The following is a 16251-nucleotide window of genomic DNA, read 5'->3' on the forward strand; positions in this document are numbered from 1 at the left end:
GGTCACAGGATGAGGAGAGTGAATTGTGAGGTGATGCTGTAGATGGTGTTGTAAATACTGAGGTTTGAAGAGTGCAGGGGGAATGTTTTAGAGCTTATGTCCGGCTGGAAAAGGTTGTTAAATATTTTAATCTGGAATGAAGGATGAGCCGGTTGGTTCATCGCGATCATGAACTGCCGGTCATTCAGGTAGTTCCCGTCCTAAAACGAGGTAGATTTGTCATTAATGTTAGATACCTGTACCAGCAGGTTATCACCCTGGCCAATTTCCAGCAGCCTGGCCTCCAGTGTCGATAGGTGTTGCACGGGAATGTTGGCTACCATACGGACTTTTGCTGCGTATTCCGTGTGGACTATAGTGCCAGCATAGAGCTGGACGAAGTGCTCAACATTTTTCTGCAAGTTGTATGGAAATAGGAGTTCTATGCTGATGCAATGCACCTTGGTCGTAAATTCCATCTTTTCAAGGGCCAATTGAACTGTTGAGCTATATGCCCTGGCCATGCCGCCAGTACCAAGTTTGATCCCGCCAAAATAGCGGGTGACTACAGCGCATATTTCACCAGCGCCGCAGTGGTTGAGCACATTGAACATCGGTTTTCCGGCGCACCCCTTAGGCTCGCCATCGTCATTCATGCCCCAGCCGGAGGCGTCGTCAGGCGGTCCGGCAATAAAGGCCCAGCAGTTATGGTTGGCCGTGGGGTGGTGGGCAGAAATGCTGTGGATAAACGACATTGCCTCTTCACGGCTTATGGTATGGGTAAGATGGCAGATAAAATGGCTGCGTTTTACATACTGTTCAAAGGTGATGTTCCCAGTCGGTATCCTGTAATCGGCCATTGTCTAGATTTGAAATCGCGGTGAACGGAGGAGTGCGGCAAGAACGAGTCCGCAGAGAAAAGCTGCAGCCAGATTTATGGTAAGGGTTATCGTCAACATAACGAGGATGACGAACATATGCTGGCGGTTCATCATATCGAGGACGGTCAGTCCGAGTTGGGCTCCGGAGAAAAGAAGCAGCACCCCCAGGATCGAGAATGGCAACAGCTGCAGCAAAGAGATGGTATGTGACCCAAAAAAGATAGCCATCAGGATAAACATGGTGCCGATAATGAGGTTTGAGCCTCCGGTGCGTGCCCCGAAACGGTAATGGGCAGCAAGGCCACCGGCACCATGACAGAGCGGGATTGAGCCAAGCAGGAATCCCAGGGCGGAACCGAATGCCATGCTGAGTGTCATGGATCTATAAGTGACGCGTTCGGCTTCATCACCAAAGTACTCCCTGGAGAGGTCTGTACCGGCCACAGCTGCATTGCCAACAGTCATGGGGATTTGGGGAAGCACCAGCACAAACAGGGCAATGGTCAGGTCGGTGGAGGCGGGCAGCCCGACCGGAAACAGCTCTGGGGTGAAAAAACCAGGTGAAAAGGTGCTGAAAGAATCATGGTCACCCAGGAGTATGCCGCACAAAATCCCAAACCCGACAACGGCTATGGCCGCGGGAAGTTTTTTGTTGTTGAGAAGCAGCAGGGTGAGCAGCAACCCGGTTATGCCTATACCGGTCCAGATCGGCACCATACCTATCTGCTGCACGGTAAAAAAAGGTTCGTGCAGCCCGGCTGTCTGTTGTGCTTTTGAGAGGCCAAGGGTGAGCATGAGTCCCTGATTCATCAGCAGGATTCCGGTTGAGAGCTGAACTCCACGGATGACAGCCTTGGGGATCATTCGGCCGATCCAGGAAATGGTACCGGTGATCCCAATAATAAAAAGGAAGAGGCTGACCAGTAAGGTCGCGCCACTGACCTGCTGTGCGGTCATGGCTGTGCCGATGGCGTAGGCTCCGATGGCTTTCATTGGCTGAACGGCGATCGGGACCCGGAAATAAAGTCCGGCAATGATGTAAAAAAGACCTATGGTAAAAAAGGTACCGACTGCGGACATCCCGTTTACCAGTACCATGCCGAGGGTGATGGGCAGCAGAGTCCCGAGATCACCGAGGGAGCCTGCAAACTCCATACGGTTGAACAGCATCGGTTGTTTAGGACCTTGTTTGTGGTTGTTTTCTTTCACTGTCTAGTTGGTACAGGAGTGTTCTTTATGGTAGAAATGTTTCGTGTACCATACCCGATGTGTCGTAAAAAGAACAGGAGCCGACAGGAGTAATTTAGATGTATATATGTATCGATTTTGACGGAACTATTGTCGACCATCGCTATCCCGATATCGGGGAACCGGTACCCGGTGCGCTGGATTGGCTGAAAAGATATCAGCGGTATGGGGCGCGGTTGATTCTCTTTACCATGCGCTCGGACAGGCCAGGTCAGGAATACTTGTCAAACAGTGTTGAGTTTCTAAAGGAAAACGGAATTCGGCTCTATGGGATTAATCGGAACCCTGACCAGGATAGCTGGACCGACAGTCCCAAGGCGTATGGTGAGTTGTATATTGATGATGCAGCTTTCGGTTGTCCGCTCACCCACCCGAGGGGGTTTGCCCGTCCCTGCGTAAACTGGAAGAAGGTGGGACCAAGAGTTGAGAAAATGCTGCTCGGCAGGTGAGTTGTCCTGACAGGTCGTGCTATTGATGCAATGATGAAAGAAGACAGCCTCTGTCTGGGGCAGAGGCTGTTCCTGATTATTACAGATACAACCAGAGAAAGAAAATTGGGACAAGGATACCCGCTCCCGTCAGCCATGCTCCCCTTCCTGCTATTCCTTTTTTACCTCGCAGGACAAAGAGGCCTGTGATGGCCAAAAGACCCAGGCTTACCGCATAGAGGTCGGCAAACCATGTCCACAGTTTCTTGGCGTGGTTGATGTGCAGAAAATTCATCTCGTAGAGAATTTTTCGTGGAATACTTTTTTCTTGCGTGACCATTCCGGTTGCCAGGTTCACGTTGATATTGTTGTGTTTGACGAATATCAGCAGGGTCTCATCATTGACCTGGTGGCTGTTCTTGAGCTGTCCCTTTTCATCAAGCAGTTCGAGAATGGTTTGTACCTGGTCAAGGCCTCCAAGATCGTTTACCGCTGCTGGATCAATTTGGGTCTGCAGTCGTTCAATCCGGTAATTCGGATTCCAGTCTGCAATATGGTTGACGGCAAGGCCCGAAACAGCATAGATGATGGTCAGGCCAAAGCAGAGATAGCCCAGGTCGCGATGAATGATATTGTTGATGCGGCGCCAGCGCATGGTTGGCTCCCCTTACTCGTCGATCTCGGCCCCGAGGCCGATGAGTCTGATGAACCGTGTGCCTTCTTTGACGGATGCGGGATCGAAAGGTTTTCCTTTTTCTTCGGCCAGGTGCTTCTGGTAGGCGATCAATTCCTCTTTCGACATCTTGACCTCATCCACAATGCCTTCGATTGCACCAGTCCTGCCTGAAGCACTCATCGGGAATACGATTTCGCCGTCGGTTACCTTGACCTGGATTTTCTCATCAGGTCGGTCTCCGGCCACGTATATCCAGCACCCTCTCTTGGCACACACCTCAATAATCATACCTTCGATCCGGACGTTTTTTCCCAGATATTGGTCGGGATTATCAAGAATGGTGGATACTGCGGTGGCCTCAGTCAGGTTGACTCCCTTGCCGTATGTCTTGGCGAAGGCTGCCGGACAGGCCAGAAGGGAAGCGATAAGTACTGCATAGATGATGCTCTTCATTGGATTCTCCTAGGGAAATTAAATGCTTGTTTAGTGTTTTTTTGTGGCGTAACGTCGCTTTGCGACGTTGGTAAAACCTTATACAAGTGTAACAATGTGGCGACGATTATGTGCGGCTATGTTTAAAAATTCAAGGATATTCTTTAACTGATGCGGTTGGAAATTGGGGGAGGCGTCTATGTTGTGTGAACTTTACAAGGGTTTTTTTTACTAATTTTTGCTATGCTGCAATCTTCCACTTAGTTTCATTTGTTCATCATCGTTACTGTCAATTAATCCGGATCATCAAAAACGTAGGTCAGGGCAGTCCATACCTGACGGGACACGATGTGACGGGATCTTAGAATACTGAAAAGGGATGTAATTATGGGTGTGCATATCACACAACTGTATCGCCGTTTGGATGAGGCACGGGCCTACTGTTTCAACGTTGAATCGAGCCGGGAGCTTACCGCTGATGAATTGAGGCGGCTTCGTCTGATACTGGCGGACGGGTTGCTGGAGGAGACTGTTTCTGCCCAACCTTTACTTACAGGTGGCAGAGTCATTGAGGTTGGCCCTCGCATGAATTTTGCCACGGCCTGGTCCTCCAATATGGTGTCCATATGCCAGGCTACCGGACTTGATATGATAACCCGGGTGGAAAGATCCCGCCGTTACCTTGTCCCTGAGGGTATCGACCTGCAAGAATTTATTGATGAAAACCACGACAGGATGACGGAATGCCACTATCCTGAACCACTGACCACTTTTGAGACAGGTGTTACCCCGGAGTCAGTATATGAGATCGACCTGATGACGAAGGGGCCGGACGGCCTGCTTGAAATTCCAGGCATCTCAATGGATGAATGGGACCGCAATCTCTATTATGATTATTTCGTAACCAAACAGGGTCGTAACCCAACCATTGTCGAGATAATGGACCTTAATAACGCCAATTCAGAGCATTCCCGTCATGGCTATTTTAAGGGCAAGCAGGTGATAGATGGCGAGGAGATGGACAAGACCCTCTTTGACCTGGTGGTTGATACCCTCGATGCCAATCCGAAAGGGTCGCTTATCGCCTATAAGGATAATTCCAGTGTTATTAAAGGATATGACATTAAGACCCTGCATCCGGTTGAGCCGGGTAATCCCAGTCCCTTTCATGAGGTGGGTGTAAGTTATAACCTCCTTTTGACTGCTGAAACCCACAATTTTCCTACCGGCGTGGCACCATTTCCAGGTGCTGAGACAGGTACCGGCGGGCGTATCCGCGACGTACTGGGTACCGGAAAGGGGGCCTATGTGGTGGCAGGTACCGCTGGCTATTGCGTAGGTAATCTTAATATTCCCGGGTATGAGCTTAGCTGGGAGAGTGACTATTCAATTCCGGGGAACCTGGCAAAACCGCTGGAGATTGAGATCGAGGCCAGTAACGGCGCATCCGATTACGGCAATAAGTTTGGAGAGCCCGTTATCCAGGGATTTACCCGCTCGTTTGATATGCGGCTTGGGAACGGTGAGCGATGGGGCTTTTTAAAACCGATTATGTTCACGGCCGGAGTCGGCCAGATTGACGATCGCCATTCGGAAAAGGAAAAAGAAGAAAAGGGCATGCTGATTGTTCAGGTCGGTGGGCCGGCATACCGGGTTGGTTTTGGCGGTGGTGCGGCCTCTTCAATGCTGCAGGGGGAAAATGCCTCGGATCTTGACTTCGACGCGGTGCAGCGCGGCGATGCCGAGATGGAACAGAAGATGAACCGGGTTATCCGGGCCTGTTGTGAGATGGGCGATAAGACCCTGATCGATGTGATGCATGACCAGGGGGCCGGTGGTCCTGCCAATGTGATGAAGGAGCTGGTTGAAAATTCCGGAGGTCGTGTCGAGATCCGCAATATTAAGGTTGGTGATCCCACCATGTCGGTCCTGGAAATATATGTGGCCGAATACCAGGAGCGATGCGGCCTGCTGATTCGTCCGGAAAATATTGAGCGATTCAAGGCTATCTGCACCCGTGAGAAGGTGAACTGTGAAGTGCTTGGCGAGGTAACGGGTGATCTGCGTTTCGTGGTTCATGATGCACAGGACGGCTCCACCCCGGTGGATATCGACCTGGAGGCCTTGCTGGGCAAGATCCCGCAAAAGACCTTCATCGATGAACGCGCGAAGTCATCGTTACAGCCGTTGTCACTGCCAGAAGGGTTGACCGTAAAGGATGCACTGTTTAATGTGCTGCGCCTTGTTTCCGTCGGCTCCAAAAGGTTTTTGACCAACAAGGTTGATCGTGCGGTAACCGGGCTTATCGCCCAGCAGCAGTGCTGTGGTCCGTTGCAGTTGACAGTTGCCGATGTGGCGGTTGTGGCCCAGTCGCATTTTGGCCTGACCGGACTTGCTACCGCGGTCGGTGAGCAGTCAATCAAGATGCTGGTGGATCCTGCGGCAGGTGCGCGGATGGCTGTTGGTGAAGTGTTGACCAATCTGGTCTGGGCAAAGATTGAAGGTCTTGAGCAGGTAAAATGTTCTGCCAACTGGATGTGGGCCCCGAAACTGCCAGGTGAGGGTGCGGCTATTTATGACGCGGCAAAGGCCATGCGTGATGCGATGATCACGGTGGGTATAGCTGTTGATGGTGGTAAGGACAGCCTCTCAATGGCAACCATGGTGGGGGATGAGACAGTCAAGTCTCCGCGAGAGCTGGTTATCTCTGTTTACGCCGCCATGCCGGATATCACCGCCAAGGTGACACCCGACATCAAGCATCCCGGCAACTCAAAACTTGTGTATATCGATCCGGCAGCCGGGGCCAATCGGCTGGGCGGCAGCGCGCTGGCCCAGGTCTACAAACAGTTGGGGGATGAAAGTCCCGATCTTGAGAGTCCTGAGCTGCTCAAGAATGCTTTTGAAGCCGTGCAGGACCTGATTGACAGGAGGCTTATCAGCGCCGGGCATGACCGAAGTGATGGCGGCTTGATCACAACCGTGCTTGAAATGGTTTTTGCAGGAAACTGTGGTCTCTCAATTAAGTTGGAGGGGGCTCCCCTGGAAAGATTATTTTCCGAGGAAGTGGGTATGGTGGTTGAGTGTTTACCTGAACATCTTGATGCGGTTCTGGGCGTGCTTGAGAAGGCCGAGGTAGCCTGTAGCGTACTTGGGGAGACAACGACCGAGAAGCAGGTACGGGTTGAGTGTGGCGGGGAGCGTGTGCTCGATGAACCAATGGTGCTCCTGCGATCGTGGTGGGAGGAGACCAGTTACCAGCTCGAACGTCTGCAGGCCGATCCCGGCTGTGCAGATGAGGAGAAGGAAAACATTTATACACGTTCCGGTCCCTCCTATCATGTACCCTATGAGCCGGAGAAAACACCTGCAGAGAGGCTGATACGCAGCGATAAACCGAAGGTGGCGATTCTTCGTGACGAAGGCTCGAATTCAGACCGCGAGATGACCAGCGCCTTTTACAGTGCTGGATTTGAGCCGTGGGATGTCTGCATGAACGATTTGCTGGCAGGTTCGGTTACGCTCGATGATTTTCGGGGTATTGCCGCAGTTGGCGGGTTTTCCTATGCCGATGTTCCGGAATCGGCCAAGGGCTGGGCAGCCACCATTCTCTTTAACGAGAGATTGCAAAAGATGTTCAAGGAGTTCTACAACCGACCGGATACTTTTACGCTCGGTATCTGCAACGGCTGTCAGCTGTTCGGGCTGCTGGGCTGGGTGCCCGGTGATGATCTCCCGGCAGAACGTCAACCACGGTTTGTCCGTAATAACTCCGGCAGGTTTGAGTCCCGCTGGACGAGTGTCAAGGTCCAGAAGAGTAAGGCCATGATGCTGGAAGGAATGGAAGAGCTGGTATTCGGAATCCATGTCGATCATGGGGAGGGGCAGCTCCACTTCCCAGACCCATCAGTTATGGAGCGGGTGAAGGCTTCAGGTATGGCCCCGCTGGTTTATGTTGATGACGAGGGAACTGCTACGGAAAAGTATCCGTTTAACCCAAACGGGTCACCGGAAGGGTTGGCTGGCCTCTGCTCAGAGGATGGACGTCATCTGGCGTTGATGCCGCATCCGGAGCGGGTATTCCTGCCTTGGCAGGCGCATTATCTGCCCGAGGATATGAAGAAATTCAAGGTGTCGCCCTGGATGAAGATGTTTCAGAATGCCTATGAGTGGTGTATGCGCTAGACATTCCGAGAATACCCTTTCTTCCCAACTCTTCGTTATTTTATAAAAATAATGCCTGGAATATCAATCATACCTCTGCGCTTATTTTTCTAAAATGCCTGATCTGAGAAAAAAATGTCTCTTCTCGGACAACTTCCGAGGGCCTGTTTCAGAAGACCCTGTCTGAAAAAACGGATTGATTCTGTTTTAACAGACAGACTTCTGAACAAAACGAGTGTTTATTCTACTGGTGCAAGAGGGAAATTCGGCTACAGATAAAGTATGTAGATTTCCAATATCTCCGTAACTGTCCCAATTACTTGGGATTGGGGCGGTTTTCCCGGTCTTTTGGAAGGTGTTGAATAAGGTTTATTTTGGTCTGGCACACGGTTTGCTTCATTAGGCGTGTGGGGCACAAAAGCAGTACCGGAAGTATCGCCCCATATTGCAGTACATACCAGGTTTGCCAGGCTTTATCGTCAAGTACAGGTGGGGTGCAGAGACAGATAAGCCTGGCATCCCAGGTATGCAATCTCTCCTCTTTTGAGTCATACGACACACCTCCTAAACGTGTCCGAAAGCTCGATGAATACTGCCATTTCCAGCAAGCTGAGAAGTATCTGGCAAAACTCAGTGTTGGAAATGGCTGTTTCATTTCTACCGTTTGTAAATTACCTTCTACAACTCACTTTCCTTACCCGGTTCAAGGCACAGCTCGTGTATTTACCGCAGAGGTACGCTCGGTCATGGAGCATGAAAGAGCGAAGCCGCAACGATGATATTGGGCAGATGGAGGACGTGAAAAGCTTAGTAATAGTACCAGATGGTCTTGTATTCCTCGATATCTTCCCCGATTTCCTCTAGTCGTTTCAGGTATGTGTGAATAGAAACATCGGCATAAATAAAGGTATCCATAAGCGCCAGCTTTTTCTCCCACGGATGGAACTCGTATAACCTCCGACCATCCGGCAGAATCGAGATTACATCACGATGCTGGGAGGCACGCAGGTAGTTTTTTCCAAGTCGCGGTACATTGAAAACAATCTCATCCGTACGCACCGATCCCGGCAATTGCCGGGCCTCTTCCTGTTGCTCCTGGAGCAGACGGGCAATTGGTACCCGGTAGGTGTCGGTTTCGTCCTTACCTTTAGTATTGAATGTATAATAGGGGGTGACGCCAGTGAGCCGAAGCTGCTGACGCAGCGCGGCAGTCTCGAACCGGCGGGAGTTGAAAAAGGTGTAAACAAGCTGATTATATACCGCTATCCCGAAGAGTCTGAATTTCTGTACTGCTTCCATTGAGTCCGTTGTTATCTCGGTCATATGCTCGAAGTGCGTAATGATCATCATCTCCCTTTTGCCAGGGACGTTGTAGCGGTTAATTGTCCGCACCAGCGAATCAGTGATCCGCTGGGGCAGGGTTACCGGGGTGCGTGTGCCGATACGGATACGGATAATGTGGGGGATAGCTGCCACTTTGGCTAATAGCTCATCAAGTTGGTCATCAGAAAAGAGCAGGGGATCGCCACCGGTAATAAGAACCTCGTTTATTTCCGGGGTATCCTCAATCCACTGGATGGCCTTATCGAGCTTGTCGCTGCCAAGGGTCGCATGCTCTGAATAGACATCCTCGATTTGCCAGTTTCGTTGGCAGTAAACACAAATCTGCGGGCAGGTCAGGATCGGTTTGAGAATCACTATATTCGGGTAGCGCCTGGTAATACCCTCAATGGGTGAGGTGTCGTTTTCAAGCATGAAGTCCATGGAACATTCCCTGCTCTGCTTGTGCGACTGCATCGCGGACACGTAGTCGGGAGGTGGCAGGACCTGGGCCCTGATAGCGGTGTCGTGTTGTTGCCGGTTGGCCCGGTCAAAGAGGCTGACATAATACGGGGTGATACCAAAAGGTATCTTGTTTTTTCGGGCTAAACAGATGGAATTGTATTCCTCATCACTGAGGTTGACCAGATTGCGCAAGGTGTCCGCATCCCGGATGACATTCTTCACGTGCCATCGCCAGTCGTTCCACTCAAGGTCGGAGATGCCGAAATACTCCTGCAATGCGTATTTATTTCTGCTTCTCTCTTCCACTAGTTCGTCGTCAAGACCATTAGCATATCGTTTCATCTGACTGCACGATTTCCGTGCCATGTCAGAGAGATACGTCGACCTCTCAACGGCGGCTTCTCGACCTTCAAGTTTTAAAAAGGCCGGGGGGGCTTCCGAGTAGATACCTGCCAGGCCGCTCACCCCTTTTATGAGGTGCTCTATTTCTGCGATGAAACCTTCTGAGACCTCCGGGATATGCATACCGTGTTCTCCGTTAAGGAGTTGGTCTATATAACCGAGTACCGAAAACCCGGAAAGATCTTCACTCCTGGAATTGAGGATGGAACGGAAAACCCAGACAGCATCACGACACAGAATCCACTCCATTGGGCGTATGAGGTCGGTGTTGTCGGAGATGCCAGCAAGGATGTTTGCCAGGTATTCACGCAGATTGCGCCGTTTTTCCTCAATGTCATCCTGACTGGTCAGGATGTCCTCGATCTCGGGGTTCAAGCTGATTGCGGCACGAAGCTTCTCGCTATAATCTTCCATCATTTTTTCGCTGTTATTCCCTTGTTCTTGGGACACTCAACTGTGTAGCCGTGAGTTGAAAAGTAGTGATGTAAGCTGATAAAGCTGGAGAAGGACACTGGCAATAAGGTTGGCAACAGTGGAGAGTGTCACGGTGTTGTTATGCTCTATATCAATCTGATATTATTCTTTATAGTATAATTATTTTTCGAAAATTGCAAATTCGGCAATGTCGCGGGATGAGGCCGGTCTGCCCAGGTTTGAGGCAGACCGGAAAAGGAAAGGATTATTTTTTTCTCGCCTGCTCTTTTTCAAGCATGATCTTAAGAATGGTTTTGTCTGTTTCCACCATACCCTGATGGCTGAGGGTCCCCATATTCTGTACGGTGTTTTCAGTGGACATGCCGACGATGCCGTCTGTGTCCTTGACATTAATGCCTTGGAGGGAAAATAGTGCCGCCTGAACTGCGGCACCGGCGGCGGTGTTGAGTTTAAGAGCACAGCCCGCCTTCGCTCCATCGCAGATAACACCGGCAAGATCTTCAACAATATTCTTAATGGCACCCGCCATGTGGTTTGCATCACCTCCCACCAGATAAGTGATTCCGGCGGTTGCCCCGGCACCGGCGGCAACTGAACAGCCGCAAACTGCGGAGAGCCTGCCGGTATGAGCCTTTACATAGGCGGTGATGATATGGCTGAGGCCGATGGCGCGTAGCACTGATTCTTCATCGTGGTCCACATAGTCCTTGATTGCCCAGATGGGCAGGATAGCCGTCAATCCATGGTTACCACTGCCGGCGGAACTCATGGCGGGAAGTTTAGCACCCCCCATCCTGGCATCAGCAGCAGCCGAAGTGAGACGCCTGGCAGATGTGGCCATATCGTTGACCAGCAGTTTCTGTTTGACCAGCCGGTCGATCGCCTTGCCAATCCCCAATCCGGATCCGTACTTTAAGCCGTGCTCAGCAAGGCGCAGGTTATGATCAACACCCTCTTTGAGGAATTTCAGGTCTTCATCATCGAGATGATCAACCATATCATAAATTTCATCGAGAGTGAGCCCGCGAAGCCACTCTTCGAGCTCCTCCATCAGGCTGTTACCGGAGGTTGTCGGTTTTTGGGGTAGCAGGGGGGAATCTGTAATTGCCTCACCGTTTAAGGTCAGGCTGATGATATTATTGTGTAAATCGGCGATGACCGATTCGGCAACATCCTGGCCAGAGGTGAGGCGGGAAATGATGTACAGACCATGTTCTTCCCGCAGGTTGACCTTGACCTTACCTTCTTGAAGCAGTCCCTTTGCCTTCTCGAGAACGTCATCGTTGAGGGATTCAAGCACCTCCAGTCCCCTTTGTGGGTCGCTGCCGTAGCAGCCAAGTGCGGCCGCCGTATCAATTCCTGCCATTCCTCCGCTGCCCGGAATGGTAACCGCCATAGCATTTTTGTAGATATTGGGATCTACCCAGACCTCTACCGAATCAAAATTTTTACCGGGGAGCAGGCTGGCTGCTGCGGCAGTTCCAAGAGCGACTGCCACTGGTTCAGTACAGCCCAGTGCAAGAACCACTTCCATTTCAAGGATATCTTTAACTGTGAATTCCATATATCTGTTGCCGAGGGTGGGATGTCGGTATTTCAGGTTGCAGGTTATCTGCAGAGAATGGCTTCGATCTCAATGTTGGAACCAAGGGGCAGGGCGGCCACCTGTACAGTGGAGCGTGCCGGTGGCTCGGAGCTGAAATGTTCATTGTAGGCTGAGTTCATAGCCTGGAAATCAGCAAGGTCTGTCAGGAAAATAGTTGTTTTAACAATATTTTCGAGCCCCAGTCCGGCTTCTTGAGCTACCGCTTTCAGGTTGTTCGCTATCTGATGGGTTCGATCGCCAATATCGCCTTCAACCAGCTTCCCGGTGGTGGGGTCTATGGGAAGTTGTCCGGAAATAAAGACCAGGTCACCATGTGCGACCGCTTGTGAATAGGGCCCGATCGCAGCCGGAGCTTTATCTGTCGAAATAATAATTTTTGTCATGGTTTCTGTTGGTTGAAAAAAATCTTTATAGTTAGGGTGCCTCCACAGTGGGGAGACCGGTTTGTCGGTTATTACTTTCCCCGTTTTCAGGGTGGGTGTCAATAATAATATGTTCATATGCTCAAAAAAAAAGAGCGCGATCTGCTTGCACAAAGAGAGATCTCCTCATCAGGCACAGACATAAGACGAGCAATTCACCTGTCAAGTTCAAGGAGTTTTATTTTGTTTATCCGGTCACGTATACGGGATCTGTTTCTCCTTATTTCAGGCTTTCCTTGATTTTAGCATGGTCCATGGAGATAATAAAGAAACACAGCACATCATTATCTCCTATCTTCTATCTTGCAAAGGAGGACCACCATGCCGGCGCAACGGAATGCGACACTTCACAACCACATTACCTCCGTCAAAAAGGGCGAGCGGGTCTTTGAGAACGCTTTTCAGGGCGTAAGCCGGATGATCCTGGGGCGGGATATCGAGAAGGTAGTGGTTAATGGCAAGACCACCTTCGATTTCACCATCTTCCGCGAGGGTAAAAAGCATATTGTCGGAATGTACGATGAGATAAACTCGTTTGTCTCGTTTGTGAAAGATGCTGCCGAGGGCGGTTCATCGAAAGAAATGGCCTACGTTCTGGTTGGAGAACCAGGCAACGGTAAGACCTTTCTTGTCGAGTACCTGTGCGGCTTATACCGAGATTTTCTGACCGAACCGAAAAACAGGCGATATACCTTCAGGTTTACCGGTCTCGACAAACTTGGTGAGTATGGCAATATCAAAAAAATCGAGTCTCAGACCTATGAGGATCCGATGGTGTTGGCCATGAACCTCCAGGAAACAAAGGCTGAGTCGAAAAATTTCCTGGCCAGACGGTATCGGGCTTCGGAAAAACTGCTTGATGAATGGTTTGATAACTACCGTTCCCTTGGGGCATGTTCTGCCTATATCTGGAACGATATCCGCGACTATACCGATGGTAAACTTGAGGATATGCTAAAATTTGTCGAGATTGCACCTGTACCTCTTATTGAGAGTCTTGGTACGGTTACCGGCAAGTATCCTGCTAAGGATAAGATCACCTCTTCAGCTGTCGATCTGCTCGGCGAGGAGTCGATTCAGCGATTGTTACATATCACTGACACCAACAACCCGTTCCGTTTCGATCTGCGCCGTGGAGCACTGGCGCGGGTCGCGGGGGGCGGTATCCACTTCAGCGATGAGATTTATAAGAACAAGAAGGATCTGGTGCAGGTCTACCTCGGTGTCATCCAGAACCGCACGATTGAAATTGATGGCTATAAGTGGCCTATCGATTCACTTATCATCGCTACCTCTAATAATTCGGAATTTAATCGGTTTCTAGCAGAAAAAGAAGAAGCTCCGATTATTGACAGGTGCCGGATCTGCTACGTTTCGCATAATACAAATTATAAATTACAGTCGGAGTTGACCAATTATGCCATCGGTAATGAGTCGAAAACAACACTCACCGGTGACGAAATGCATCAGGACCCGAATCTTAATTATGCGGCATCAGTGGCGGTGGTGCTTACCCGTCTGCCGCGTTCGGAAAAACTAACCCCCATCGAGACAATGAAGCTTGCTGCCGGGGAAGTTGCCGGTGAAAAAAGCTTAAAAACCCTCTCAGAAGTGATTGACAGCCTGAACCAGGATCACGATATAACCAAGAGATTTGGTCAGAAAGGTCTTGGCCAGAGAAATCTTGGCCGGACTATGCAGCTGATGCTGGAGAGTTCGGATACCAATGAGGGGAAATGCATGTTCGCCTATGATGTGTTTCTCGCGCTGGAGCGTGTCATTCTCGACTATGTATCCGATGCTAATGACAGGGCAAAATTTCTCGATGATCTCAAGATTGCGCGCGGCCTGTATCGTGAAAGGATCTTGACCGAGATGTTCAACGCCTATATGGATGAACCACTGGCAATTCGTAAGGACGTCCTTAATTATGTGAACATGATTATCGGTATTGATGCCGAGAATCTTGGTGTGGACAAGATGTGGAAGTATAAGAATCCACAGACCGGGGAATTGCAGGCGATTAAAATTGATGAGCGTTATATCGATTCGGTGGAAGACCGGCTCGGACTCAAGACCCGTGAGCAGAAGGATTCTTTCAGGACTTCTATCCGTAAGGTGTACGGGCAGAAGATTTCCGTCGATCCAAATTATGATTTTATGGATAACCTGGAATTGGTTAAGGCAGTGACGGATGTACGACTCAAGTCCGATATTGCAGGGGCGGGCAGCCTGATAGGGGCGCTTGCTAATCGTACCAATGAGGAGAACCAGAAACTGTATGACCGTATGATCGACACCATGTTGAATAAACTCAACTATTGCGCTACCTGCGCCCAGAAAACCATTGAATATTTTTGTACCCAGGTTGATGAAAATTAATAATGGGATATGTGGGTGAGAGGGCCATTCGATGAAAACACTTTATGATCTCTATCGCCAATACCAGCAGCAGGGGTTGTCCGTCGCACAGGATGAGATGATCCGCAGGGAGCTGGATCTTGCAGAAAAAATGGGCGATCCCGAGTTGGTTCATAATATCCCGGATTACTTCGGCCCTCTTGGCCTCTACGGTTATAACGACCTGATGATGTTGCAGAACAGATCCCAACCGGAAGTGACACCGATAACTTCCGTTCATTCCCTTGATTACCTGCTTGAGCGGGACAGTCTGCGGGAAAAAGATGGTTTTCCCAGGAAGATCCGGGTTGGAAAGATGGTAAAGCCGGGAGGCGACGGTGGTGACAAGGTTGTAGTTGTACCTACCACTGTTGAAGAAAAACTCGTTCACGACCTGGCCAGCCCTGAGGAAGAGGGCGAGGGCGGAGGTGAAGGCGGTTCCGGTGAAGGCGAAGAAGGTGAGGTTATCGGTGAGAAGCCGGTACGTCAGGAGCAGGGTGGCGAGGGCGGAGCTGGTCAGGGAGAGGGCGGTGCCCATGAGATTGAGGCCAATGCCTATGATCTTGGCAGGGTATTGACCGAGCAGTTTAAACTGCCCAACCTGCAGGATAAAGGGAAGAAACGTTCACTCAGTCGTTACACCTATGATCTTACCGATAAAAACCGTGGATTTGGCCAGGTGCTGGACAAAAAGTCGACACTGCGCCGAATTATCCAAACCAATATCGCTCTGGGCAGGATCAGTAGCAATAGCCCGATAGACAGTACAGGTCTTTTGATTTCTCCCAGGGACAGGGTCTACCGTATCCTCTCAAAAGAGAAGGATTACGAGTCTCAGGCGGTTGTTTTTTTTGTGCGTGACTATTCCGGTTCCATGAGCGGCAAGCCGACAGAGCTAGTGGTTAATCAGCATGTGCTTATCTATTCATGGCTGATTTACCAGTATGAAAGGCAGGTGGAGACCCGCTTTATCCTCCATGATACGGAGGCAAAGGAGGTTGAGGACTTTAATGTCTATTACAATTCAAAGGTGGCGGGTGGCACTCAGGTTTCCAAGGCCTACGAACTCATTAACAAGATCGTAGAGGAAGAGGGGCTGGAGAAGGATTACAACATCTACATCTTTCATGGAACGGACGGGGACGACTGGGATACACGTGGGGAAAAGGCTATCCCCGAGCTGAAGAAAATGCTCCGGTATGCCAGCAGGATAGGTATTACCATTGCGGAGAACGGCTACGGTATTTCCGGTCGGAGCGAGGTGGAAATATACTTGAAGAAATCAAAACTGCTGGAGGAATACCGTCACCTCCTGCGGCTGGATGTCTTGAACAGGGATGCCGTGGAAACGCGGCTTATTGAAGGGATTAAGGAGTTGATAGGGTAAGGTCCT

At 50.3% G+C, this 16251-nt stretch carries 12 protein-coding genes; 5 read left to right on the top strand and 7 right to left on the bottom strand.

All coding sequences use genetic code 11. From position 1 onward, the window contains the following. Nucleotides 1–200: 200 nt before the first annotated feature. Both GA520_RS25385 and GA520_RS25390 read right to left on the bottom strand, forming a co-directional pair. Nucleotides 201–839 (bottom strand): YigZ family protein, encoded by a 639-nt coding sequence (locus GA520_RS25385; RefSeq protein ID WP_163336201.1) that lies wholly within the window; start codon nucleotides 837–839, stop codon nucleotides 201–203. Between the two features lie 3 nt (nucleotides 840–842). After that, nucleotides 843–2069, bottom strand: coding sequence for a putative sulfate/molybdate transporter (locus GA520_RS25390; RefSeq protein WP_240910040.1), 1227 nt, complete (start codon nucleotides 2067–2069; stop codon nucleotides 843–845). Nucleotides 2070–2167: 98 nt separating this feature from the next. On the opposite strand from GA520_RS25390, the gene GA520_RS25395 reads away from it, so the two are divergent. Continuing rightward, nucleotides 2168–2557, top strand: a complete 390-nt coding sequence (locus tag GA520_RS25395) for a hypothetical protein (protein ID WP_163336202.1) — start codon at nucleotides 2168–2170, stop codon at nucleotides 2555–2557. Between the two features lie 79 nt (nucleotides 2558–2636). Here GA520_RS25395 and GA520_RS25400 read toward each other — a convergent pair whose 3' ends face one another. Next, on the bottom strand, nucleotides 2637–3191 hold the full coding sequence (locus GA520_RS25400) for a PepSY-associated TM helix domain-containing protein (RefSeq protein WP_163336203.1): 555 nt from the start codon (nucleotides 3189–3191) through the stop codon (nucleotides 2637–2639). Between the two features lie 12 nt (nucleotides 3192–3203). Further along, a complete protein-coding gene (locus tag GA520_RS25405) occupies nucleotides 3204–3665 on the bottom strand; it encodes a DUF4920 domain-containing protein (RefSeq protein WP_163336204.1) in 462 nt (153 codons plus the stop codon). 366 nt (nucleotides 3666–4031) lie between these two features. Here GA520_RS25405 and purL point away from each other — a divergent pair, with 366 nt between their 5' ends. Further along, complete coding sequence (gene purL, locus GA520_RS25410; protein ID WP_163336205.1) at nucleotides 4032–7829, top strand: phosphoribosylformylglycinamidine synthase; 3798 nt, start codon at nucleotides 4032–4034, stop codon at nucleotides 7827–7829. 473 nt (nucleotides 7830–8302) lie between these two features. Beyond that, the gene (locus tag GA520_RS25415; protein ID WP_163336206.1) at nucleotides 8303–8587 is read left to right on the top strand and encodes a hypothetical protein; all 285 of its coding nucleotides are present in this window, start codon (nucleotides 8303–8305) and stop codon (nucleotides 8585–8587) included. Between the two features lie 28 nt (nucleotides 8588–8615). On the opposite strand, the gene GA520_RS25420 is transcribed toward GA520_RS25415, so the two are convergent. From GA520_RS25420 to GA520_RS25430, 3 genes are all read right to left on the bottom strand, one after another. Then, nucleotides 8616–10412 (bottom strand): KamA family radical SAM protein, encoded by a 1797-nt coding sequence (locus tag GA520_RS25420; protein ID WP_240910041.1) that lies wholly within the window; start codon nucleotides 10410–10412, stop codon nucleotides 8616–8618. Between the two features lie 262 nt (nucleotides 10413–10674). Continuing rightward, the gene (locus GA520_RS25425) at nucleotides 10675–11994 is read right to left on the bottom strand and encodes a serine dehydratase subunit alpha family protein (protein ID WP_163336207.1); all 1320 of its coding nucleotides are present in this window, start codon (nucleotides 11992–11994) and stop codon (nucleotides 10675–10677) included. A 44-nt stretch (nucleotides 11995–12038) separates the two neighbouring features. Further along, complete coding sequence (locus GA520_RS25430; RefSeq protein ID WP_163336208.1) at nucleotides 12039–12419, bottom strand: RidA family protein; 381 nt, start codon at nucleotides 12417–12419, stop codon at nucleotides 12039–12041. A gap of 360 nt (nucleotides 12420–12779) precedes the next feature. Here GA520_RS25430 and GA520_RS25435 point away from each other — a divergent pair, with 360 nt between their 5' ends. Continuing rightward, entirely contained in the window at nucleotides 12780–14840 is a 2061-nt protein-coding gene (locus GA520_RS25435; RefSeq protein WP_163336209.1) for a serine protein kinase PrkA, read from the top strand. Nucleotides 14841–14871: 31 nt separating this feature from the next. Continuing rightward, nucleotides 14872–16245 carry a DUF444 family protein gene (locus GA520_RS25440; RefSeq protein ID WP_163336210.1) on the top strand — a complete coding sequence of 458 codons (1374 nt, stop codon included), beginning with the start codon at nucleotides 14872–14874 and terminating at the stop codon, nucleotides 16243–16245. Nucleotides 16246–16251 lie beyond the last annotated feature (6 nt).

The organism is Desulfopila sp. IMCC35008 (genome assembly GCF_010646885.2).
Lineage (GTDB): Bacteria > Desulfobacterota > Desulfobulbia > Desulfobulbales > Desulfocapsaceae > Desulfopila.

What these genes read in the sequence shown, in the direction of transcription:
- GA520_RS25420 (WP_240910041.1), bottom strand. Translation starts at nt 10,412, where the DNA reads ATGATGGAAGATTATAGCGAGAAGCTTCGTGCCGCAATCAGCTTGAAC.
- GA520_RS25395 (WP_163336202.1), top strand. Translation starts at nt 2,168, where the DNA reads ATGTATATATGTATCGATTTTGACGGAACTATTGTCGACCATCGCTAT.
- GA520_RS25435 (WP_163336209.1), top strand. Translation starts at nt 12,780, where the DNA reads ATGCCGGCGCAACGGAATGCGACACTTCACAACCACATTACCTCCGTC.
- GA520_RS25400 (WP_163336203.1), bottom strand. Translation starts at nt 3,191, where the DNA reads ATGCGCTGGCGCCGCATCAACAATATCATTCATCGCGACCTGGGCTAT.
- GA520_RS25440 (WP_163336210.1), top strand. Translation starts at nt 14,872, where the DNA reads ATGAAAACACTTTATGATCTCTATCGCCAATACCAGCAGCAGGGGTTG.
- purL (WP_163336205.1), top strand. Translation starts at nt 4,032, where the DNA reads ATGGGTGTGCATATCACACAACTGTATCGCCGTTTGGATGAGGCACGG.
- GA520_RS25425 (WP_163336207.1), bottom strand. Translation starts at nt 11,994, where the DNA reads ATGGAATTCACAGTTAAAGATATCCTTGAAATGGAAGTGGTTCTTGCA.
- GA520_RS25385 (WP_163336201.1), bottom strand. Translation starts at nt 839, where the DNA reads ATGGCCGATTACAGGATACCGACTGGGAACATCACCTTTGAACAGTAT.
- GA520_RS25430 (WP_163336208.1), bottom strand. Translation starts at nt 12,419, where the DNA reads ATGACAAAAATTATTATTTCGACAGATAAAGCTCCGGCTGCGATCGGG.
- GA520_RS25405 (WP_163336204.1), bottom strand. Translation starts at nt 3,665, where the DNA reads ATGAAGAGCATCATCTATGCAGTACTTATCGCTTCCCTTCTGGCCTGT.